Raw genomic sequence first — 21445 nt, 5'->3', positions numbered from 1 at the left:
CGACGTCCTTCCAGGCATGAGGAAGCCATGAGGTTCACCCGCGCGGCGGCCGCCGCGTTCCTGGCGACCGCTCTCCTGAGCGGATGCGGCGACGCCGAGAACGACAAGGACCAGCCGTCCGACGTGTCACCCGAGGCCGGCGTCTCCGGCGAGGTCGGGCAGGTCGACATCCGCGACCTCTTCGTCCTCGGCGGCGACCAGCAGGACATCCCCGCCGGGGGCTCGGCCCCCGTCTACCTCACCCTCATCAACCGCCCCGCCGGCGGCGAGCCCGACCCCACCGCCGGCACCGCCGCCGCCGAGGACGACACCCTGGAATCCGTCTCCTCCACCGCCGCCGGATCCGCCGAGATCATCGGCGGCCCCGTCCGGCTCCCGCCCGGCCAGGACGTCCGCATCGGCCCCGACGCCCGCATCGTCCTGCGCGACCTGGCCGAGGACCTCGACAGCGACGCCTCCGTCCCCCTCACCCTGAAGTTCCAGAAGGCGGGCTCGGTCACCCTGAGCGCCCCGGTCGTCGAACGCCAGGGCAGCTACACCACCTACTCCCCGGCCCCCTGAACGGGAACCGGGGGAGACGGCGTGGCTACTCCCAGCGGAAGAGCTTCACGGCCAGGGCGGAGAACAGCGCCAGGCCCGCCGTCATGACGGCCAGGTGGGAGAGCTCGGGCCAGTCTCCGGCCCAGGTGTCGCGCATGGCGTTGATGAAGGGGCCGACGACCGAGTAGTCGCTGGCGGTGCGCAGCGCGTCGGGCATGACCTCGCGGGGGACCCACATGCCGGCGAGGAACATGAGCGGGAACATCACCGCGGTGCCGATGGTGGGGGCGGTCTTGGCGTTGGGGGCGATCGAGGCGATCACCAGGCCGAGGGCCAGCATGGCGGCGGAACCCAGCAGGAAGACCAGTACGAAGCCGAAGAACTGGGCGGGGATCGCGGAGCCGAGGACCAGCCACGCAGTAAAAATCACCGCGGCCGCGCCGAACGCCGCGTAGCACAGGCTGATCAGGAGCTGCGCGCCCAGCAGGCGGGACGGGTGCACCGGGGTCGTCGACATCCTGCGCAGCACGCCCTGCTCGCGGTAGGTGGCCATCACGTTGGGGAGCATCGTGAAGGAGACCGTCAGCAGCGCGAGCAGGATCATCTGGGCGGGCAGCTGGGCGTCCACGAAGCGCTCCCCGCCGAAGTTCGGGTCGGACTTGCGCAGATCGGGGATCTGGCCGAGGCCCACGACGAGGAGCACCGGCAGCAGGAGGGCGAACAGGATGGCGGCCCAGTCGCGCAGGAGCAGCCTGGTCTCGACCAGCAGGATCTTCTTCACGCCGACTTCCTTCCGGTGAGCGCGACGAACGCGTCGTCGAGCGTGGTCTCCTCGACGTGCAGGTCGCCGGGGACGATCTTCAGCCCGGTCAGGGCGAGTGTGACGGCGACGGCGAGGTCGCCGGTGCCGGTCACCACCACCTGGCCGCCGTCGCGGGTGACGCCCGTGACCTCCGGCAGGGCCAGCAGCACGGCGTCGTCGACCGGGGCGGAGGGGCGGAAGCGCATCCGCTTCCCGCCGCCCACCCGCTCGATGAGCCCGGCGGGGGTGTCGGTGGCGACGATGCGGCCGGTGTCGATGAGCGCCATCCGGTCGCAGAGGCGCTGGGCCTCCTCCATGAAGTGGGTGACGAGCACGACCGTCACGCCGGAGTCGCGGACCTGCTCGACCAGCTCCCAGGTGTCGCGGCGAGCCTGCGGGTCCAGGCCCGTGGTGAGCTCGTCGAGCACCGTGATGCGCGGCTTCCCGACCAGCGCGAGCGCCACGGACAACCGCTGCCGCTGGCCGCCGGAGATCTTGCCGACCATGCTGTCCCGCTTGGCGCCCAGCCCCACCCGCTCGAGGAGCTCCCGCCAGTCGGCCGGCTCGGGGTAGAAGGAGGCGTACAGGTCGAGTGCCTCCCCCACCTTCATCTTCTCGGGCAGCGTGGCGCTCTGCAGCTGCACGCCCAGCACGCGGCGCAGCGCGTCCCGCTCCCGGACGGGGTCGATGCCCGCCACGCGGATCACGCCGCGGTCGGGGATCCGCAGCCCGGACACGCACTCCACGGTGGTGGTCTTGCCCGAGCCGTTCGGGCCGAGGATGCCGAAGATCTCCCCGGCCCTCACCTCGAACGACACGTCGTCCACCGCCACCTGGTCCTTGTAGCGCTTGTGGAGGTTCTCGACCTCGATGACGTTCATGTCCTCAACGCTAGGAACGCGGCCCTTTCCCGAGAACCGGGCTGGCTGCCGGACAAGGGTGTACCTAGGTGCCATGTTCGGATCAGCGCTCTTCCCCGACACTTATGGCATGTTGCGGAAGTACGGTCAGGTCCTGGCGCTGCTCGCGCTCGGCGTCGCCGAGCTCGTCACGCTCGCGTCCGCGTTCCTGTGCCTGCTGTGCGTCTTCGGCCTGGGCATGGTGTTCCTGTTCCCGCCGCAGGTGCGCATGGCCAGATGGGTGACGGGAACGGCGAGGCGCCTGGCGGGCGGCTCCACCGGTGTGGTGATCGACCCTCCGTACCTGCCGGAGCCGCCTCCCCCGCAGCCGCAGGCCGACGGGCTGTACCGCTCGCACCGCACCCTCTACAAGACGCCCCGGATGCCTGCCTGGAACGACCGCTGGAAGTGGATGGTCACCGACCCGGCGACCTGGCGCGACCTGCTCTGGCTGCTGCTGGACCCCCTGGTCAAGACGGCGCTGCTGCCGCTGCTGGTGCTGCTCCCCGGGCGGGGGCTGCGCGTGTACGCGTTCTGGTGCGAGCTGCTCCTCGCCGCCACCCCGGCCAGCCGCATGGCCGGACGGCTGGCGCACCTCAACCGCGCGCGCAACCTCGCGGTCGACACGCAGGCCGTCGAGATGCGCAGGATCGAACGCGACCTGCACGACGGCACCCAGGCCAGGCTGGTGGCCCTCGGCATGACGATCGGCGCCGCCGAACGGCTCATGGACACCGACCCCGGGGCGGCCAGGGCGCTGATGACCAAGGCCAAGGAGGCGTCGGCGGAGACGCTGACCGAGCTGCGCCGGCTGATCCGCGGCGTCCACCCGCCGGTGCTGGCCGAGCGCGGGCTCGGCGACGCCGTGCGGGCGCTGGCCATGGACAGCCCGCTGCGGGTGTCGGTCGAGGTGGACCTGCCGCACCGGCCCGAGGCCCCGGTGGAGGCGGCCGCCTACTTCGCGGTCAGCGAGCTGCTGGCCAACGCCGCCCGGCACGGCGGCGCCGAGACGGTGCAGATCGACATCAGCAGCAGCGGGCCGAATCTGCGCGTCCTGGTCACCGACGACGGGTGGGGCGGCGCCGACCCGTCGAGGGGCAGCGGCCTGAACGGGATCGAGCGCAGGCTGGCGGCCTTCGACGGGGTGATGGCGATCGACAGCCCGCCGGGCGGGCCGACCACGGTGGCCATGGAGCTGCCCCGGGTGCTGCCCGAGTACTGGGCCGGGGACGTGGTCAAGCTGCCGCGCTGGAAGACGGCCACGGTGATCTTCCTGTGGTCGACGTCGTGGCTCCCGCTGTTCCCCCAGGGCATCGTGGCCGGCGTCGCCAAGGCGCTCGGCTCCGAGCAGAGGAGCTGGTTCCTCGCGCTGTACCTGCCCGAGCCGTGGCAGTGGCCGTGCATCGCCTTCATGACCCTGCTCGGCACCGCCATGTACGTGGTGGCCGCCACCCTCCCCGCCCTCCACAACCGCGAGGCCTATATGTGCCAGAACGTCCCTCGGCACGTACTGTTCCCCTGATGAACCGAGTACTCGTCGCCGAAGACCTCTACCTGCTGCGAGACGGTCTGGTCCACCTGCTGCAAGCCCACGGCTTCGAGGTCGTGGCAGCCGTGGAGAGCGGTCCCGAGCTGCTGCGCGGCCTGCTGGAGCTGCGCCCCGACGTCTCGGTCGTGGACGTCCGGCTGCCCCCGACGTTCACCGACGAGGGCCTCCAGGCGTCCCTCGAAGCACGGCGGAAGATCCCCGGGCTGCCGGTCCTCGTCCTGTCCCAGCACGTCGAGCAGCTCTACGCCCGCGAACTGCTGGCCGACGGCTCGGGCGGCATCGGCTACCTGCTGAAGGACCGGGTGTTCAACGCCGAGCAGTTCATCGACGCGGTGCGCCGTGTCGCCGCGGGCGGCACCGCGATGGACCCCGAGGTCATCGCCAAACTCCTCGCCGGCAACGCCCGGAACGAGCCGCTGGCCGCGCTCACACCGCGCGAACGCGAGGTGCTGGAGCAGATGGCCGAGGGCCGCTCCAACGCCGCCATCTCCCAGCACCTCTACCTGAGCGAGAGCACCGTGGCCAAGCACACGGCCGGCATCTTCGCCAAGCTCGGCCTGGCCCCCTCGGACGACGACAACCGCCGCGTACTGGCCGTCCTCGCCTACCTCCACAGCCGCCAGGCCACGTGACGGAAGGAGCCTCCCTCAGGTGGAGGCCTGGTCGCTGTCCTTGAAGGCGCCCCACCCGTGCCAGCGGTCGACCTCGACGAAGGCGGTGACCCGGGCGCGGACCCGGTCGGGGTAGGGCTCGCCGGTGTAGTGGCGGGCGATCCGGTCGATGTCGGCCAGCTCCCGGTCCTCGCGCAGTTCCACCACACGGCCGATCAGGCTGACGTGCGAGTACCAGTCGTCCTCGGACAGCACCGTGAACGACACCCGGGGATCGCGCCGCAGGTGCTTCAGCCGCACCCGCTCCCCGTCCAGGTTCACCACCACCCGCCCGTCCTCCCACAGGTACCAGGTGGGCGTGGTGACGGGCGTCCCGTCCGAGCGGAGCGTGGCCATCACGCACGGATTCGGTCGGCCCAGCATGGCGACGGCATCAGCCGGCAACGGCGGTTTGGACATGTTCCCCCCCCAAGACGTCGATGCCCCTCCGCCCCCCGGCGAAACACCCCGACCTGATCGACCACGGTGCCCCCTCACCCGGCCCCGGTCCCCGGGCGGGGAGCGGGGGCTCGGGCCGTGGCCGCGGTCAGGCGGCGAGGACGGGATCCGGCTCCTTCTCCGCGGAGGGGGCGGGGCGGCGCAGGGTGGCCAGGGCCAGCGGCACCGCCAGGGCGATGATCACGGCGGCGGCCACCAGGGTGAACCGGTAGGCGTCGAGGAAGGCGGCCGGGGTCTCCGCGGTCTGGCGGGCGGTGAGGATCGCGCCCAGGACCGTCACGCCGAGCAGGCCGAACACCTCGCGGGAGACGTTGAGCATGCCGCTGGCGACGCCCGTGTCGGACGCGGGGATCGCGCCGATGATCACGTCGTTGAGCGGGATCAGCATGCCCGCGCCGAGCCCGTAGAGCAGGAACGCGGGCAGCAGGTCGAAGTAGCCGCCGCCGGCGCCGATCGTGGACATCCAGCCGACGGCCGCCGCCATCAGCGCCATGCCGGACGCGGTGACCGGGCCGGGGCCGAACCGCCGCGCCAGCCGGTCGGAGACCCCCGCCATGACGGCCATGACCAGGGCCAGCGGCACGAACGCCGCACCCGCCCCGGTCGGGCTGAAGCCGAGCACGCCCTGCAGGTAGAGGGCGAGGAAGAAGTAGATCCCGAAGACGCCGAACGCCCACAGGCCGGTGATCGCCAGCCCGCCGGTGAACATCCTCCGGCGGAACAGGCGCAGGTCGATCATCGGGTCGGCGGAGCGGAGCTCGACCGCGGCGAACACCGCCGCGAAGAGCGCGGCCGCGGCGAAGGAGCCGAGGATCGGGGCGGAGGTCCAGCCGTTCCGCTCGCCCTCGATGAGCGCGTAGGTCAGGGCCAGCAGCGCCGCCGACGACGTGCCCAGCCCGTACACGTCCAGGGGGCGGCGGGAGCGGCTGCCCGCGGGCAGGTGGCGCACGCCCAGGACCGCCGTCACGACGCCGACCGGCACGTTGACCAGGAAGATCCACCCCCAGTGGGCGTGCTCGCTGAGCACCCCGCCGATCAGCGGGCCGAGCGCCAGGGCCAGCGCCCCGATGCCGCCCCACAGGCCGATGGCCCTGGCCCGCTCGGCGGGCTCGGGGAACAGCGCCGCGATCGCGGCCAGCGCGGCGGGCGCCAGCAGCGCGGCCCCGACGCCCTGCAGCGCCCGCGCCCCGATGAGGACCTCCTGGCTGCCGGCCAGACCGGCGAGCGCGGACGCCGCGGTGAAGACGCCGAGCCCGCCGAGGAAGGCGGCCCGGACGCCGAAGAGGTCGGCGAGGCGGCCGCCGGCCAGCAGGAGTCCCGCGAAGACCAGGATGTAGGAGCTGACGATCCACTCGAGGCCGGAGATCGTGAGCCCCAGATCGCGCTGGATCGATGGCAGCGCGACATTGACGACGTTGTTGTCGAGATAAGTCATGAAGGTTCCGAGGGCGACTGCCCCCAGGGCGACCCGGCGATCCACTACCGCTCCCTGTCCTATACGAAGTACTTGTACGACGTACATGTACGGCGTACATCTGAACTCGTACGACGTATAGTTGTCAAGTGGCACTCACCAAGCAGGCGGTCGTCGACAGCGCCCTCCGGATCGGCGACGAGGAGGGGCTCGCGGCGGTCACCATCCGCCGGCTGGCCCACGAGCTGGGCGTCACGCCCATGGCGCTCTACTGGCACTTCAAGAACAAGGATCAGCTGTTCATCGGCATGATCGACGCGCTGATGGCCGACGTGTGCGTCGACAGGGACACCGAACCGTGGCTCGAAGGCCTCCGCCGCCAGGTGGTGGCGCTGCTCGGCAGCCTGCGCGCCCACCCGTACGCGAACGAACTGCTGCAGACGCCCGACAAGCTCGGCGCCGCCGGCTTCGCGCACGCCATGGAGACCGCCCTGACCTTTCTGACCAGGGGCGGCTTCTCCCTGATCGAGGCCAACCAGGTGGCTTCATACCTCCTGAAGGGCGTCTGCGCGCTGGTCTCCGACCAGCCCTGCCCGCGGACGTGGAAGCACGGCGACGCCGACGAGTGGCGGCGGCAGATCAAGATGCAGCTGCACCGCTACCCCGCCGGCGAGTTCCCGAAGCTGAACGCCTTCGCCGACTCCGTCGAGACCGACCTCGACCTCGACGAGTACTACGCCTTCGGCGTCGACCTCCTCCTCGCCGGCGTCGAGACGATGTCCTCCCGCGGCGCCTGACGCCGCCCGGACCGGTCATACGATCAACCGCGCGCGTCACACGATCAACCGCGGCGGTCCGGGGGCGGCGAAGCTGGGTCCATGCACACGCAAGAATCTCTCCCTCCTCCCGACTCCGCACCCGTCACGAAGACACCGGCCGCCGAGCGCGGCGCCCGTGCTCCGCTCGCCGCGCTCGCGACCGGGATCGGGGCCCTGGTGGCCAGCGAGTTCCTGCCCGCGAGCGTGCTGCCCGCCATGGCCGCCGACATCGGCGTCAGCGAGGGCGTCGCCGGGCTGGCGGTCGCGGCGACCGCGATCGCCGGCGCGGTCACCGCGCCCAGCATCGCCGTCCTCCTGCCGCGGACCGACCGGCGCACCGTGCTGGTCGGGCTGCTGCTCGCGTCGGTCGTCGCGAACCTCGCGGTGGCGGCCGCGCCCAACTTCGCCGTCCTGCTCCTGGGCCGACTCGTGCTCGGCATCGCGATCGCGGGCTACTGGTCGTTCGCGTTCGGCGCGGGGACCCACGCCGTGCCCGGCCGCGACAACACGGTCTCGACCTCCATCGCGCTCGGCGTCACCCTCGCGACCATCGCGGGCGTGCCCCTGGCGTCCCTGGTCGGCGACGAGGTCGGCTGGCGCGCCGTGTTCGCCGGCGCGGCCGTCCTCAGCGCCCTGAGCGCGCTGGCCGTCGCCAGGACGCTGCCGCCCGTGCCCGCGCACCCGTCCGCCGGTTTCACCATGCTGCGGCGCGCGGTCGCCAACCGGCGGCTGATGACCGGCGTGCTGGGCGTGGTCCTCGTCGCGTTCGGCAACTTCGCCGCCTACCCCTACATCCGGGTCGTCATCGAGGAGGTGGACCGCGGGAGCACCACCTGGCTGCTGCTGGCCTGGGGCGTGGGCGGCCTGGTCGGCAACCTGGCGGCCGGGCGGTTCGCCGGCCGGCTGCGGGCGGTGGTCGCGACGGCCCCGCTGCTGCTCGGCGCGAGCCTCCTGCTCACCGTGACCTCGACGGCGCTGCCGCTGCTGGCCGCGGCGGTCGTGTTGTGGGGCGTGGCCTTCAACATGGTCCCGGTCGCCACCCAGCTGTGGGTGACCCGCGTCGAGCCGGAGCGCGCCGAGTCGGCCCTGTCGCTGCAGGTCACCGCCTTCCAGGTGGCGATCACCCTCGGCTCCGCCTCAGGAGGCGCGCTCCTCGACACGTACGGCGTCACGTCCGCGCTCCTGCTCGGCGCCGCGTCCGCCGTCGCGGCCGGTGTGCTCTTCGCCCTGCTCCGGGTCCCCCGTGGATGAGGCGCCGCGCCAGGCCTGCGGCGCGATCCCGTGGTGTGTGGAGAAAGCCCGGCTGAAAGCCGCAGACGACCCGTAACCGACAGCGAATGCCACGTACTCCACCGGATGGGAGGCGTCGCCGAGCAACCGGCGCGCCTCCCGCATCCGCGCCTCCCGGAGCACCTCGACGGGGCTCCGCCCGAGCGCGCGCCGGAACCTCTCGCCGAGTGCGGAACGCGACAGGTGCACCAGACCCGCCATCCGCTCGACCGTCCACGGCTCCCCCGGCCGCTCTGTCACGGCGGCCACGACGGCGGCGACGGCCGGATCCGGCGAGGCGTCGCCGCCGTCCCGCCGCTCCTCGTCGAGCCAGGACTGGGTCATCGCCGCGCCGATGAGGTTGCCGTAACTCGCGGCGAAGAGCGGCAGCCCGCGTCCGTCTCCGAGCTGGCACTGCCCCACGAGCGCCGAGACGCCGGCGTGACGGGTGCCGAAGTCCCGCACGACCAGCGGGCTCGGCAGCCGGTACGCCGGGACGGCCAGCCGCAGGTCCGCGACGACCAGGCCGGACGGCCCGGACGCGGTGAACCGGTGGGCGGTACGGGCCTCGACGAGGACCGCGTCGCCACCGGCGAGCGGCTCGGACCCGGCCGCCGTCTCGAGCACGACCGCACCGTCCGCCACCAGCGCCCACCGCGGCCCGGAAGGCCCGGCGAGCGTCATCCCGCCCGCCAGCCGGACATGGCGCAGACTCGACATCTCCCACGCGGCCCCCGGCACGGCCGCCCTCTCCATGACACCTGTCACATGAGGGGCAGCACGGCCGGGAGAAGCAAATATTCCCGGTTTCACACCGTAATTCGCCGCCGGTGGGCGCCGCTTCCTCTCTGACGGCTCCGCTCAGCCCTTCGCGGGACGCCACCAGGGCTCGGTGCCGCTCAGATCGCGCTGGACGTTGGTGACGCAGTGGACGTCCCCGCCCGAGGTGCCGACGTTGTGCGCGTAGTCCCAGTCCTCGATCCAGTGGACGCGGACGCCGACCCGGTCCAGTGCCCGTTCGGTGGCCCGCTGGAACACGTCCTGCCCGCCCTGCCGCGGCCCGTGCTGGGCGGGGGCCAGGTACCCGCCGGTCCCCGTGCTGATGCCGTTGGCGACATCGGGCAGGTAGGTGATGGTCAGGTCCTTGCGCGGGTAGTCGTCGGGCAGGTCGAGCCGGGTGAACAGCGCCGGAAGGCGGATGATGTCCTGCTCGGTGATCCCCGCCCCGTCGCGGAGCTGCCGCAGGGCCCGCTCGACGCCGGCCGCGGCGATGCGGGTGCCGTTCACCAGTTCCGGCTTGGCGAGGGCCTGGTCGACGGTGAGGCCGGGGAAGGGCGTGTCCGCCGGCGCGACGCCCCGGACCAGCCGCTGCCCGCCTCCGCCGCCGTCGGCGACCTGCTTCAGGAGCTCCATTCCCAGACCGGGATCGGCGACGACCATGGCCCACCCCTTGCCGCCCCGCCTGGGCACGAAGTGGAGGAACTCGTCGAGGTGCCCCACGCCGAGCCAGCCGGTGTCGACGGCGAGCGGGGCCTGGTGGCCCTGGGCCTCCAGCATCCGGACGAACGTCGCGTCCGGGGTGAACCTTCCCTCGCCGCCGTAGAGGATCCGTCCGGTGGGGTACTCGCCGTACGGCGGGATCGTCCCGAAATTGCCGCTCGAGCTCGCCGATCCGTAGTACAGGTTGTCGTCAGGGCGGTCGACGGCCTTCGCGTCGAACTGCTGGAGTCCCGCGACGCCCGGACCGCGCATCATCGTGAACACGGGCCGGGAGGCGTCCCGCAGCGGGCGGTCACGGGCCGGGAAGTCCGGCGTCACGGCCGGGGAACGGAGGTTGACCACGATGTGGTGCTCCCGACCGCCCGGTCCCGGCATGGACGCGTAACCGGCCTTGAACATGTCGCCCATCCACTGGTCGCCGCCCGCAGGCGACTCGATGAACGGCTTGCGCAGCCCTTCGGCGTCGAGGCCGCGCCGCAGGTCGCGCCGGTACTCCTTCGCTCCCGCAGTGGGCTCGGCAGGCGCGTTCCCTCCTTCGAGCGTCACGGGAGCCTCGGGGCTCGCCACCACGGCCCGGTCCAGGCGCAGGAGGTCGTGCTGGAAGAGCACGGGGGCCACGCGCAGCCGCACGGTATCGCTCCGGGTCCGGCCGCCGTCGGTGACGGTGAGGGTGAGGTCGGCGAACCCGGACCAGACGGCCGGATCGCGGACGAAGTCGCGCGCCTCGACCGCCAGCCTGACTCCGCGCCGCAGTTCGTCCGCGCGGATCGCACCGTCCGCGCCGAGTGCCTTGAGGCGCCCGCCGCGGGTGATGAAGATCCGCATCCTGTTCCGGGAAGGGGCATCGGGCAGCAGCGTCGCCCGCGCGGCGGACGAAACCCCCTTGACCGCCGGTATCTCCAGCGGCGCCAGATCCGCGGCGTCCTCCGCCCCGTTCACCACCGCGTCCGCGGCGTCGTTGCAGGCGGCCAGCGCCGCGTCGGTGAGCCGCGCGCCGCCCCGTCCCTTCGCGGGGCAGCGCGACGCGTCGTCGTCGACGTTCGGCAACATGATCGCGCCGCGGGTGTCCGTCCAGTTCCCGCGCCGGTCGTCGTCGGCGGGCGACAGCCGTCCGTCGCGGTCGGTGTCGGCACGCAACAACGCCCCGGCCTGCGACGCGCCCACCGGTGAGGCGCCGGCCGTCAGGCCGCACGCGGTGAGCTGGGCCAGCACGACCGCGGACACCCCGATCCCTACGATCCGCTTGTGATCTTTCATGGGGACAAGCCTCGGGTCCACGGCCGTAGCCGGGCATCTGCCGTTCGGCAGATCTTCTCGCCGGTCACACCGGCCGTGCGGCGCGGCCCCTGGGCAAGGCCCCCGGCTCAGGCCTCCTGCGGGACCGGGAAGTTCTCCAGCGCGGCGGCCGGCCAGACCCCGTCGTGCGGCTCCCAGACGGAGCGCAGTCCGGTGGACCGGTCCCGGACTTTCCCTGCCGGGGGAATCGACACCCGCGCGGCGGCATTTCCCGAGTGGTCTTCGTTACAGCCGCGGCGACCCCGGAGCGCGCCTTTCCTGTGCGGCCCGTCACAGGGAATACAAAACAGGCCAGGTCACGGCATATCGCTCACAGGGAAATCCGACGGGCCTGCGGCCTCCGGCCCCCGTACCCGTCCTAAGGAGCGGCATCGTCAGCCCACCGGACCACACATAATGGGAGAAAGCCAATTCTGTCCGCCCCCGACCCGCGAGAGAAGGGCATGATGTCCGACTCCCTCTTTTCCCCTGCCGTTTTCCTTGCCGTGCTGACCATCACGATGCTCGTTCTGATCGTGGCCTTCTACTTCGACGACCCGCAGAGCCGTCCCAGCGACGACAGGCGCTGGCGCCGCCGCTACTGACACCCCGCGCCCGCCCGCCGACGGCCCTCGAACGGCCTGCTCACAGCGCAGGCCGCCGAACCGGCCGACCCCACCCCGGCGGGCCGCCGAACGGGCGAAGATCAGAATCCGCCGCACTTCCGGCCTCCCGCGATCGCGGTTCCGCCTTTCCGCGGCCATGATCTCGTCGACCGTATTTTCAGGGCCTTCGCCCTGTCACCGGCCCCGAGCGGATGACCGCCCATCCGCGCCCCCCGCATAGGCGAATTACCGCCCTGAAGATCCGGTATCCGGAAAGGCCCACCATGGCCCGGGATACCTGACCGCGGAACGCGGCACGCGCGAATCGAGACACGAGTTCTCTTCGCCGGGGCGAGCCGACGATCGCACATCACCGCCGAATCACCCGCAGGGCATTCGAGCGTCTCCCGAGCCATGAGGTTCCGCAGCCCAGGCGGTTTCAGCCGACCGACGATCCGCCGCCGCTCCAGCCGCGCCGCGCCCTTCCCGTGGCGGGCCCCGGCCGCCTTACGGTGCGCGCCCCGCTCCGAAGTGCCGGGACCCGTCCGCTCCCGAATCCCTCGGTGCCGTCGCGGGATCGGGTCTTGCGGTTCGAGCGATACCCCCCTAGGGTATTCCCCCTGTCGGATCTATACCCCCCGGGGGTAAGGAGTGATCATGTCTACCTCATCGGCCTCGCCGGCCGCCCGCCGTTGGTGGGCGCTGGCGCTGATCGCCCTGGCCCAGTTCATGGTGATCATGGACACCTCGATCATCGGGGTGGCCCTGCCCCGGATCCAGGAGGACCTCGGGTTCTCCCAGGAGAACCTGTCGTGGGTGTTCAACGCCTACGTCGTCGCGTTCGGCGGCCTGCTGCTGCTCGGCGGCCGCCTGTCCGACCTGTTCGGCGCCCGCCGCCTGTTCTCGGCCGGCTGGGTCGTCCTCCTCGCCGGCTCGGTGCTGGCCGGAGCCGCCGGCAACGTGGCGGTCGAGCTCGCGGGCCGCGCCGTCCAGGGCGTCGGCTCCGCCCTCATCGCACCCGCCGCGCTGACCCTGCTGATGATGCTGTTCGGGTCCGAGCCCAAGGAGCTCACCAAGGCGCTCGCCCTGTACGGCGCCGCCGCGCCCGCGGGAGGCACCGCCGGCGTCTTCCTCGGCGGGGTCATCACCGAGTACGTCACCTGGTCGTGGGTCTTCTACATCAACATTCCCATCGCGATCCTGGCGCTGGTCGCCGCGCCCGCGCTGATGCCCTCCGGCGGCGCCGGAGCCCGCGGCTCCATCGACGTGGTCGGCGCGCTGACCGTCACCCTGGGCCTCGGCGCCCTGGTCTACGCGGTCGTGCGGGCCCCCGAGACCGGCTGGGCCTCGGCCGGGACCTGGGGCGTGCTGGCCGTGGGCGTGGTACTGCTCGGGGTGTTCCTGGCGGTGCAGGCCGGGCGCCGCGAGCCGCTGATGCCATTGTCGGTCTTCCGCGCCCCCGACCTCGGCGCCGCCAACCTGGCGCAGCTGCTGCTCGGCGCGGCCTGGATCCCGATGTGGTTCTTCCTCAACCTCTACCTGCAGCAGGTGCTCGGCTACAGCGCCTTCCCGTCCGGCGCGGCGCTGCTGCCGATGACCGCCCTGATCATGCTCGGGATGATCGTCATCGCCCCGCGCGTCATCGGCCGCTTCGGCCCCAAGGCGGCGACCGTCGCCGGTCTCGCCGTCCTGGCCGCCGGCATGGGCTGGTTGTCGCTGATCCGCCCCGACGGGAACTTCTGGGTGGACGTCCTGCCCGCATCGCTGGTGGCGGCCCTGGGCATGTCGCTGGCCTTCATCCCCTCCCTGGGCACCGCGATCTCCTCCGCCCGGCCCGAGGAGGGCGGCCTGGCCTCCGGCATCGTCAACACCGGCTACCAGGTCGGCTCGGCCCTCGGCCTCGCCGCGATGACCGCCGTCGCCTCCTCCCGAGGCGCCGACGAGCCGGGCGACCCGTCCGCCCTCACCGACGGGTTCTCCTCCGCCTTCGTCGGCGCGGGCCTGATCGCCCTCGCCGGAGCAGCGCTGGCCGCCGCGACCCTGCGCTCCGCCCGGCCCGCCTCCCCGGCCGAGCAGAGCCCCGCCGCCGGCCGCTGACCATCGAGCCCCGCACCGACCGTCGAGACCAGAGAAAGAGGCGGCCTCAGGATGCCCTGGGGAGCGATGCGCACCACCCGCCGTCAACCGGTTCGGTGGCGCGGTGACGACACGGACGCTCAAGGGCCTGCCCGCCGTCCGGCGGGCAGGCCCTTGAGCCGTGCGGAGACCGTCGCCACCGGCGATCCCACGGAATACCGCCATCTGGGCGCCGTTGACGGAAATACCCCCCGGGGGTATGTTGTTGCGACAGGTGAGCCGGACACGGACGGCACCAGAAGACGCATCGCACAGGTGGAGAGAGATCATGAAGAACCACTCCGGACACCGGATGACCGGCCACGCGGCCCACGGCGAAACCCGCCCCGGGGGGCTCTCGGTCTCCGAGAACGGGTACACCCTCGAACTCGACTCGGCGATCCTGCCCGCCGGGGCGCGGACGGTCGCCTTCCGGGTGACCGGTCCCGACGGACGGCCGGTGACCGGGTTCACGCCCGAGCACGAGAAGGAGCTGCACTTCATCGCCGTTCGCCGCGACACGACCGGGTTCCAGCACGTGCACCCGGTGATGGACGAGAAGGGCACCTGGAGCGCAGAAGTGACCCTCGAGCCGGGGGCCTGGAGGTTCTTCGCCGACATCCACCCGGACGGCCACGACGGGTCCATGACGCTGGGAGTCGACGCCTCGGTCGCCGGACGGTACGACCCGCGGCCGCTTCCCGAGGAGACCCGCACCGCTCACGTCGGCGAGTACACCGTCACCCTCGACGGCGCACTCGTGCCCGGTGAAGCGGGCGACCTGACGCTCACCGTCAGCCGCGGCGGTCGGCCCGTCACCGACCTGCAGCCCTACCTGGGCGCGTACGGGCACCTGGTGGCGCTGCGGGTGGGCGACCTCGGCTACCTGCACGTCCACCCGGAGGGCGCGCCCGGTGACGGCACCGCCGAGCCGGGGCCCGCGATCACCTTCATGGCCGCCGCGCCGTCGGGCGGCCTCTACCGCCTCTACCTGGACTTCCAGCACGACGGCGTCGTCCGGACGGCCGAGTTCACGGTGCGGGCCACCGCGGCCGCCCCCCGCCCGGAGACCGCGCCCCAGGCCGCCCCCGGGCACGGAGCCCACCACGGGGGCCACCACGAGGCCCACCACGAAGGTCACCACGAGGGCCACGCGCACGCACACCACTGACCGCAGTGACGTCACCGGCCGACCGCCGCGACACGCGTCGCGGCCGAAGGCCGCTCGACCTGCCGGGCGGCCCGCCCCTCGACCCGCCGGGCGGCCCGCCGCCTCCGGTACACCCGCCACGCGAAAGGGACCGTCATGCCACGCCTGACCCGACTCACGCCCGACACGGCGGTCGGCGCCTCGCGCGACCTCCTCGCCGACCTGGCCTCCCGCCACGGCCGGATCGGCGACATGGTCTCCACCATGGCGCACTCGCCCGCCGTCCTGGGCGGCTACCTCCAGCTCAGCCGGGCCATGAAACGGGCCGAACTCGACCGCAGGACCAGCGAACGGATCTCGATCGCCGTCCAGACCCTGCAGGGATGCGGGCTGTGTCTCGACGCGCACGTCAGCGCCGCCCGCGCGATGGGAGTCGCCGAGGAGGAGATCGAGCGGGCCCGCGCGGGCACCTCGGCCGACCCCGCGATCGCGGCGATCATCGCCCTCGCCCTCCAGGTCTACCGCGAACCTGCGTCGATCACCGACGAGCAGGTCACCGCGCTGCGCGAACACGGTTACAGCGACCGCGCGATAGCCGACGTCGTCGGCGTCGTCGCGCTCAACGTCCTCACCGGCGCCTTCAACCTGCTCGCCGGCCTCACACCGGAGAGCGGCACCGGTGCATAGGAACGCCCCCACCCCGACTCGCGGGGCACGGCCTGCAGCCCGAGGCCGTGCCCCGCCGCATGGACACGGAAGGAACCCGCCATGCGACTGTTCACCATCCGCGCCTACCGCCACCTGTTCGGCGCCCAGGTCATCGCCCTGTTCGGCACCGGGCTGACCACCGTGGCCCTCGGACTGCTCGCCTACGACCTCGCAGGCCCGCGCGCCGGCACCGTCCTCGGCACCGCCCTGACCGTCAAGATGGTCATGTACGTGGTCATAGCGCCCCTCGCCGCCGCGTACGCCGACCGGCTCCCCAGAAGAACCCTCCTGATCCTCCTCGACGTGGTGCGCGCCGCAGTCGTGCTGGCACTGCCGTTCGTCACCGAGGTCTGGCACATCTACGTCCTGATCGGCCTGCTCCAGGCCGCGTCCGCGGCGTTCACCCCGACGTTCCAGGCCGTCATCCCCGACATCGTCACCGACGAGTCCGACTACACGCGCGCCCTGTCCGCCTCCCAGGTCGCCTACACCATGGAGAGCCTGCTCAGCCCCGTGCTGACGGCCATCGCCCTGGCGTTCATCAGCTTCAACTGGCTGTTCCTGGGCACCTCCGCCGGATTCCTCCTCTCGGCCCTGCTCATCCTGTCGACGCGCGTCCCCGACGCCCGTCCCAGCGCCCGCACCGGGGTGTGGGACAAGGCCGCGGCAGGGATCAGGACGTTCCTCAGGACACCGCGGCTGCGCGGCATCATGGCGCTCAACCTCGTGGTCGCGGCGGCGGGATCGATCGTCGTCGTCAACACCGTCAACCACGTCCGCGACGAGCTCGGCGGCTCGCAGTCGGACGTCGCGTGGATGCTCGCCGCGTCCGGCGGCGGTACCCTCCTGGCCGCCCTCGTGCTGCCCCGCGTGCTCGACCGGATCGCCGCCCGCACCGTCATGGTGACCGGCTCCGCGGTTCTCGTCGGCGGCACGGCCGCCGCGGTGGCCCTCCTCGCGACCGGCCTGGCCACCTGGGCCGGGACGGCGATCGTCTGGGCCGCGATCGGCATCGGAATGGCACTGATCGTCACCCCGACCGGCAAGGTCCTGCGCGCCTCCGTCGCACCGGATGCGATCCCCGAGACCTTCGCCGCCCAGTTCTCCCTGTCCCACCTGGCCTGGCTGATCACCTACCCCATCGCGGGCCGGCTCGGCACGACCGCAGGCTTCGCCCTCACCTGGTCCGTCCTCGCGGTCCTCGCCGGAACGGGCGCCGTCGGAGCCCTCCTCCTGTGGCCGCGCCACGACGGACGAGCCGTGACCGTACCCGCGGCCCTCGAGCGGCCCACACCGTGGACGGACAGATCCACCCTGTCCAAGGCCGCATAACGGACTCGGACGGTTCGGCACACGCTCCCGGCCGGGCGCACCGCGAACACCGACCCGTGACCAGGTCGCGCACGCCGTGGGATATGCGACACCGAGCGCATTCCTCGAATGCGTCTGACACGAGCATGCGTTGACGCCAGTCGAGGAGAAGCCGAAATTCGGCTGGTCAGCCTGCGGAAGGTCCCGTGTCCGGGCCGCGAGACCCGGCCGACATCACGGAACATCGACGCCGGACCGGGAGTCGCGGACTCCTCGCCGCCTACGGAGAGCGGTGGTTCCCGAGCCGTGCGGACGGCCTCCGCACGGCTCGGGTGACGCCTGCCCCGCTCCGGGCCGGTGACGGGTGGGCGAGGTCGGGGGCGCGAGCGGAGTCAGACCTTGGTCGCGCCGTGGTCGACGGTGATCTGCGCGCCGGTGATGGTGCGGGATTCGTCGGAGGCGAGGAAGAGGACGGTGTTGGCGATGTCCTCGGGCTCGGAGAAGACCGGATCGGTCAGGATCTGGCCCATGGAGCCCCCGTAGGAGGGGTTGTCCGTGAAGATCTTCTGGGCGTCCGGGCCCATCTCGCCCATCGGGGTGTGGACGCCCCACGGGTGGATGGTGTTGACGCGGATGCGGTAGGGCGCGAGCTCGATGGCGGCGGACTTGGCGAAGCCCACGACGCCGTGCTTGGCCGCGCTGTAGTGGGACTGGCCGGGCAGGGACTTGATGCCCGCGACGGAGCTGATCGCGATGACGGAGCCGCCGTTGCCCGCGTCGATCATGGCCGGTGCGGCGGCACGCAGGGTGTTGAAGACACCGGTGAGATTGATGTCGATCATGTCCTGCCAGCGCTGCGGGCTCATCTCCCAGAAGCGCCCCCAGCTGACGATGCCGGCGTTGGCGACGACGATGTCGAGACGGCCCAGCTCCTCGACTCCGCGCCGCACGAGTTCCTCCAGCGCCTCGAGGTCGCGCACGTCGGCGATGCCGTGGACGACGCGGCGGCCGAGCTTCTCGACCAGCGCGACGGTCTCGGCCAGCTCCTCGGGCGTGGCCGCCGCGTAGTCGGTCTCGGCGGGGGACGCGCACAGGTCGGTGAGGATCAGGTCGGCGCCCTCTTCGGCGAGCCTGACCGCCTCCGCGCGGCCCTGGCCGCGCGCGGCACCGGTGATGAAAGCGACTTTGCCCTGGACCCTGTTCATGACGTTCCTTTCGAGGCGCGGACCCGGGCACGGGTGACATGGGGCGGGCTCACCCGGCGCCGGGCCGTAGGAGGGCTCGGCTTCAGGGCCACGCGCACGCCCCGAACCGGCACAGGCATCCTAAGCACTCAAAGTATGAATTATTAAGACGCGAACGAGCCGTCGGACATCTCCCCGCAGACCTTCTACCGCCGCTGCTCCGCCAAGAACGACGCGTTGACGGCGCCGCCACTGTTGCTGACGGGCGGCGGAGCCGTGGTGTCCGCTGACGGCCTCTGAACAAGCCTGCTCACAGTGCGGGCCGCCGGATCGACCAGAACCACCCCGGCGAACGTGCCGGAGGGAAGGAGGCTCAGAGCTCTCCGCGCTTCACCCGCGCGACGAGTCCGGCGAACGCCTCCCGCCGGACTTCCAGCTTCCCGAGGTCACGGTTCTTGGAGTCCCGCAGGCCGATGCCCTCTCGCAAGGAGGCCACCTCCACACAGGCCTCATCACTGCCGCCGCCCGTGTAAGAACTCTTCCGCCACTTGATCACTCGTACATCCTCATGATCCGGACGATCAGGTCCCTCGAAGCGTCTCGTGACTCAGCCAACGCCCCGATTTCCTCGAACCGTACCGCCAGACTCTCCGCTTCGTCACCGGCCTCGATCAAACGCCCACCGTTCTGCGCACCCACGTAGGCGATCGCGTCCACCCGGTCGCGGTGGGCGTCGGAGACCACGAGCTGGACCCCGGCCAGGCCACGCAGGAATGCCAGCCAGCCAGCGCCGTCCTCTCCGGAGGTGACCTCGCACCCGAGGATCTCGCGGCGTCCGTCGGCGTTCACCGCCGTGGCGACCAGAACGTGGACGTTCACGATCCCACCACCCTCCCGAACCTTCTGGGTGAGCGCGTCGACCCACACGAACGTGTAGGGACCTGCGTCCAGCGGCCACTCAGGGGAGTACGAGCCCGACCGCAGCTTCGGGGTCGCCAGCTCCACCGTTCCCGTCCTCGTCGCCGACCACGGACAGTGGCGGCTGTCCGAAGAGGCCCTCATCTATCCACCCGCACGCGGGGATGGTCCCCAAATGTCACCAGGCTCGTTGCCCTGCGAGAGCGGTTTCCCTAGAGGAATTTCAGCGGAAGAAGCAGACATTCAGCCATGATTTCCCCTGACCGAGGACCCTGGACTCTACAAAGCGACCCGAGTTACCATCAGAGATATATACCCTCGAAGGTATGCACGAGATCGACCTGGAGCCGGAGGTGGAAGCCTGGCTGCTGTCCCTGCCCTACGGGCACTACCAACGAGTCATGCGGAACGTGGACGACCATCTCGTCACCGGTGGCGTGGCGGACGGCGACCATGTCAAGAAACTCAAGGACGCCGACGGCGTTCACGAGCTGCGGGTCGTCCTCGACCACACCACTTGGCGGATCACCTTCTGGAAGCCCGGCAAGCGGTTGATCATTCTGCTCACCGTCTTCCGCAAAACCCGCGAGGGCGTCCAGAGGGCCGACGTTGACCGGGCCATACGGGCCAAGAAAACGTGTCAGGCATACCATGACCTAACGATCATCCATCACTTCGAGAGGAGCTCATGATGGCCGGGCACAGCCGGTGGAGGACCCTCCAGGCCAAGCGTCTCGCGGAATCGGATGACGTGGCCGAGCATCCTGAATATGAGCGGGCCGGCCGGGATCTCAGGATCGGCGACCAGTTGCGAGCCATTCGCAGAGCCCAGAACCTCACGCAGAAGGAAGTGGCCGAACGCGCGGGAATCAGCCAGCCGGCCCTGTCCCGGATCGAACTCGGCGGCGGCATCCCCGACATCGAGACGCTCCGCAGGCTGGGGAAGGCGATGGGCGTGCGCTTCCACATCATCGTCGGCGACGAGAAGGCCCAGCACGATGAGGACCTGCTCGTGAACTTCTGAACACCGCGCCCGAACCGACGCCCGCCCATCTGAAAAGGCCGGGACGCGGTCACGTCCCGGCCTTGAGTCGATCGGTCAGCGGAAGAGGCTCCTGCCGATGATCTCCTTCATGATCTCCGTGGTGCCGCCGAAGATGGTCTGGATGCGGACGTCCTGGTAGGCCTTGGCGATGGGGTACTCGGTCATGTAGCCGTAGCCGCCGAAGAGCTGGACGCAGTTGTCGACGATGGTCTTGCACATCTCGGTGTTGCGCCACTTGAGCATGGCGGCGTCTTCGGGGGTCAGGGTGTGGGTGGTGTCGGCCAGGATGCACTGGTCGGTGAAGGCGCGGGCGAACGTCAGTTCCGTCTTCATCTCGGCGAGCTTGAAGCGGGTGTTCTGGAAGGCGCCGATGGGCTTGCCGAAGGCCGTCCTCGTCTTGCAGTACTCGAGGGTCTGCTCGAAGGCGATCTCGGCGCCCGCGAGGGCGGTCGCACCGATGGACAGGCGTTCGCGGGCGAGGTTCTGCATCAGGTAGATGAGGCCCATGCCCTCCTCGCCGAGGAGGTTCGCGGCGGGGACGCGGACGTTGTCGAAGAAGAGCTCCGCGGTGTCCTGGGCGTGCATGCCGACCTTCTCCAGGTTGCGGCCGCGTTCGAAGCCGGGCATGCCGCGTTCGACGACGAGGAGGGAGACGCCGCGGGAGCCGGCCGACGGGTCGGTCTTGGCGACGACGATCACCAGGTCGGACAGGATGCCGTTGGAGATGAAGGTCTTGGAGCCGTTGAGGACGTAGTGGTCGCCGTCCTTGACCGCGGTGGTCTTGATGCCCTGCAGGTCGGAGCCCGCGGCGGGCTCGGTCATGGCGATCGCGGTGATGATCTCGCCGGAGCAGTAGCCGGGGAACCAGCGGGCCTTCTGCTCGTCGTTGGCGAGCTGGCGCAGGTAGCCGCCGTTGATGTCGTTGTGGACGGCGAAACCGGGGCCGTGCACGCCAGCGCGGGCCAGCTCCTCGTTGAAGATCACGTAGTAGCGGTAGTCGTCGTTGCCGCCGCCGCCGAACTCCTCCGGGACGTCGATGCCGAGCAGGCCGGCGCGGCCCGCGGCCAGCCACACGTCGCGGGAGACGATGCCGTCCTTCTCCCACTGCTCGTGGAAAGGCGTGATCTCCTTCTCGATGAAGGATTTCACCATGTCGCGGAACGCCTCGTGTTCCTCGTTGAAGATCTCGCGCGCCACGGGCCCACACTCCCAGGTAAGTACTCACTGACAGCGC

At 71.3% G+C, this 21445-nt stretch carries 21 protein-coding genes and 1 pseudogene; 11 read left to right on the top strand and 11 right to left on the bottom strand.

The window, feature by feature from the left end; genetic code table 11:
- Positions 1-27 precede the first annotated feature (27 nt).
- Positions 28-561 (top strand): copper chaperone PCu(A)C domain-containing protein, encoded by a 534-nt coding sequence (locus C2865_RS16775; RefSeq protein ID WP_106399439.1) that lies wholly within the window; start codon positions 28-30, stop codon positions 559-561.
- A gap of 25 nt (positions 562-586) precedes the next feature.
- Here the strand turns inward: C2865_RS16775 and C2865_RS16770 are convergent, their stop codons facing one another.
- Both C2865_RS16770 and C2865_RS16765 read right to left on the bottom strand, forming a co-directional pair.
- Positions 587-1321, bottom strand: a complete 735-nt coding sequence (locus tag C2865_RS16770; protein ID WP_106399438.1) for an ABC transporter permease — start codon at positions 1319-1321, stop codon at positions 587-589.
- The gene (locus C2865_RS16765; protein WP_106399437.1) at positions 1318-2223 is read right to left on the bottom strand and encodes an ABC transporter ATP-binding protein; all 906 of its coding nucleotides are present in this window, start codon (positions 2221-2223) and stop codon (positions 1318-1320) included. The genes C2865_RS16770 and C2865_RS16765 overlap by 4 nt, the downstream gene beginning before the upstream one ends.
- A gap of 109 nt (positions 2224-2332) precedes the next feature.
- On the opposite strand from C2865_RS16765, the gene C2865_RS16760 reads away from it, so the two are divergent.
- Positions 2333-3763 (top strand): sensor histidine kinase, encoded by a 1431-nt coding sequence (locus C2865_RS16760; RefSeq protein ID WP_157963825.1) that lies wholly within the window; start codon positions 2333-2335, stop codon positions 3761-3763.
- Positions 3763-4422, top strand: a complete 660-nt coding sequence (locus tag C2865_RS16755; protein WP_106399435.1) for a LuxR C-terminal-related transcriptional regulator — start codon at positions 3763-3765, stop codon at positions 4420-4422. Before C2865_RS16760 ends, C2865_RS16755 begins: the two co-directional genes overlap by 1 nt.
- Positions 4423-4437: 15 nt before the next feature.
- On the opposite strand, the gene C2865_RS16750 is transcribed toward C2865_RS16755, so the two are convergent.
- Positions 4438-4824: a PPOX class F420-dependent oxidoreductase gene (locus C2865_RS16750; protein ID WP_269802733.1), complete on the bottom strand. Its 387-nt coding sequence runs from the start codon at positions 4822-4824 to the stop codon at positions 4438-4440.
- Between the two features lie 163 nt (positions 4825-4987).
- Positions 4988-6334, bottom strand: coding sequence for an MFS transporter (locus tag C2865_RS16745; protein WP_232835655.1), 1347 nt, complete (start codon positions 6332-6334; stop codon positions 4988-4990).
- 128 nt (positions 6335-6462) lie between these two features.
- Between C2865_RS16745 and C2865_RS16740 the strand changes: the two genes are divergently transcribed.
- Both C2865_RS16740 and C2865_RS16735 read left to right on the top strand, forming a co-directional pair.
- Positions 6463-7110, top strand: a complete 648-nt coding sequence (locus C2865_RS16740) for a TetR/AcrR family transcriptional regulator (protein ID WP_106399432.1) — start codon at positions 6463-6465, stop codon at positions 7108-7110.
- Positions 7111-7191: 81 nt separating this feature from the next.
- Positions 7192-8382, top strand: a complete 1191-nt coding sequence (locus tag C2865_RS16735) for an MFS transporter (RefSeq protein ID WP_106399431.1) — start codon at positions 7192-7194, stop codon at positions 8380-8382.
- On the opposite strand, the gene C2865_RS16730 is transcribed toward C2865_RS16735, so the two are convergent.
- Positions 8269-9156 carry a helix-turn-helix transcriptional regulator gene (locus C2865_RS16730; protein WP_157963759.1) on the bottom strand — a complete coding sequence of 296 codons (888 nt, stop codon included), beginning with the start codon at positions 9154-9156 and terminating at the stop codon, positions 8269-8271. The genes C2865_RS16735 and C2865_RS16730 overlap by 114 nt on opposite strands.
- A gap of 105 nt (positions 9157-9261) precedes the next feature.
- Positions 9262-11157: a protein-arginine deiminase family protein gene (locus C2865_RS16725; RefSeq protein ID WP_157963758.1), complete on the bottom strand. Its 1896-nt coding sequence runs from the start codon at positions 11155-11157 to the stop codon at positions 9262-9264.
- A 1280-nt stretch (positions 11158-12437) separates the two neighbouring features.
- On the opposite strand from C2865_RS16725, the gene C2865_RS16720 reads away from it, so the two are divergent.
- Entirely contained in the window at positions 12438-13877 is a 1440-nt protein-coding gene (locus C2865_RS16720; RefSeq protein ID WP_106399428.1) for an MFS transporter, read from the top strand.
- Between the two features lie 307 nt (positions 13878-14184).
- Positions 14185-15066 (top strand): hypothetical protein, encoded by an 882-nt coding sequence (locus tag C2865_RS16715; protein WP_106399427.1) that lies wholly within the window; start codon positions 14185-14187, stop codon positions 15064-15066.
- Positions 15067-15077: 11 nt separating this feature from the next.
- On the opposite strand, the gene C2865_RS41440 is transcribed toward C2865_RS16715, so the two are convergent.
- Positions 15078-15203, bottom strand: a complete 126-nt coding sequence (locus C2865_RS41440) for a hypothetical protein (RefSeq protein WP_269802722.1) — start codon at positions 15201-15203, stop codon at positions 15078-15080.
- Here C2865_RS41440 and C2865_RS16710 point away from each other — a divergent pair.
- Complete coding sequence (locus C2865_RS16710) at positions 15202-15732, top strand: carboxymuconolactone decarboxylase family protein (RefSeq protein ID WP_106399426.1); 531 nt, start codon at positions 15202-15204, stop codon at positions 15730-15732. The genes C2865_RS41440 and C2865_RS16710 overlap by 2 nt on opposite strands.
- A gap of 81 nt (positions 15733-15813) precedes the next feature.
- Complete coding sequence (locus C2865_RS16705; protein WP_106399425.1) at positions 15814-17085, top strand: MFS transporter; 1272 nt, start codon at positions 15814-15816, stop codon at positions 17083-17085.
- A gap of 371 nt (positions 17086-17456) precedes the next feature.
- Here C2865_RS16705 and C2865_RS16700 read toward each other — a convergent pair whose 3' ends face one another.
- The 3 genes and pseudogenes from C2865_RS16700 to C2865_RS16690 form a co-directional block, all read right to left on the bottom strand.
- Positions 17457-18269, bottom strand: coding sequence for a mycofactocin-coupled SDR family oxidoreductase (locus C2865_RS16700; RefSeq protein WP_106399424.1), 813 nt, complete (start codon positions 18267-18269; stop codon positions 17457-17459).
- Between the two features lie 352 nt (positions 18270-18621).
- Positions 18622-18804: a DUF397 domain-containing protein gene (locus C2865_RS16695; RefSeq protein WP_106399423.1), complete on the bottom strand. Its 183-nt coding sequence runs from the start codon at positions 18802-18804 to the stop codon at positions 18622-18624.
- Between the two features lie 149 nt (positions 18805-18953).
- Positions 18954-19268: pseudogene (locus tag C2865_RS16690) on the bottom strand (transposase); the annotation flags it as partial.
- A gap of 224 nt (positions 19269-19492) precedes the next feature.
- Here C2865_RS16690 and C2865_RS16685 point away from each other — a divergent pair.
- Together C2865_RS16685 and C2865_RS16680 are read left to right on the top strand one after the other, a co-directional pair.
- Positions 19493-19858, top strand: coding sequence for a type II toxin-antitoxin system RelE/ParE family toxin (locus C2865_RS16685; RefSeq protein WP_106399422.1), 366 nt, complete (start codon positions 19493-19495; stop codon positions 19856-19858).
- Entirely contained in the window at positions 19858-20190 is a 333-nt protein-coding gene (locus C2865_RS16680) for a helix-turn-helix domain-containing protein (RefSeq protein ID WP_106399421.1), read from the top strand. Before C2865_RS16685 ends, C2865_RS16680 begins: the two co-directional genes overlap by 1 nt.
- A gap of 75 nt (positions 20191-20265) precedes the next feature.
- Here the strand turns inward: C2865_RS16680 and C2865_RS16675 are convergent, their stop codons facing one another.
- Entirely contained in the window at positions 20266-21408 is a 1143-nt protein-coding gene (locus tag C2865_RS16675; protein WP_106399420.1) for an acyl-CoA dehydrogenase family protein, read from the bottom strand.
- Positions 21409-21445 lie beyond the last annotated feature (37 nt).

Origin of the sequence: Actinocorallia populi (assembly GCF_002995495.1) — a bacterium.
Classification (GTDB): domain Bacteria; phylum Actinomycetota; class Actinomycetes; order Streptosporangiales; family Streptosporangiaceae; genus Actinocorallia; species Actinocorallia populi.
This window is presented reverse-complemented; position numbering and strand designations above follow the sequence as displayed.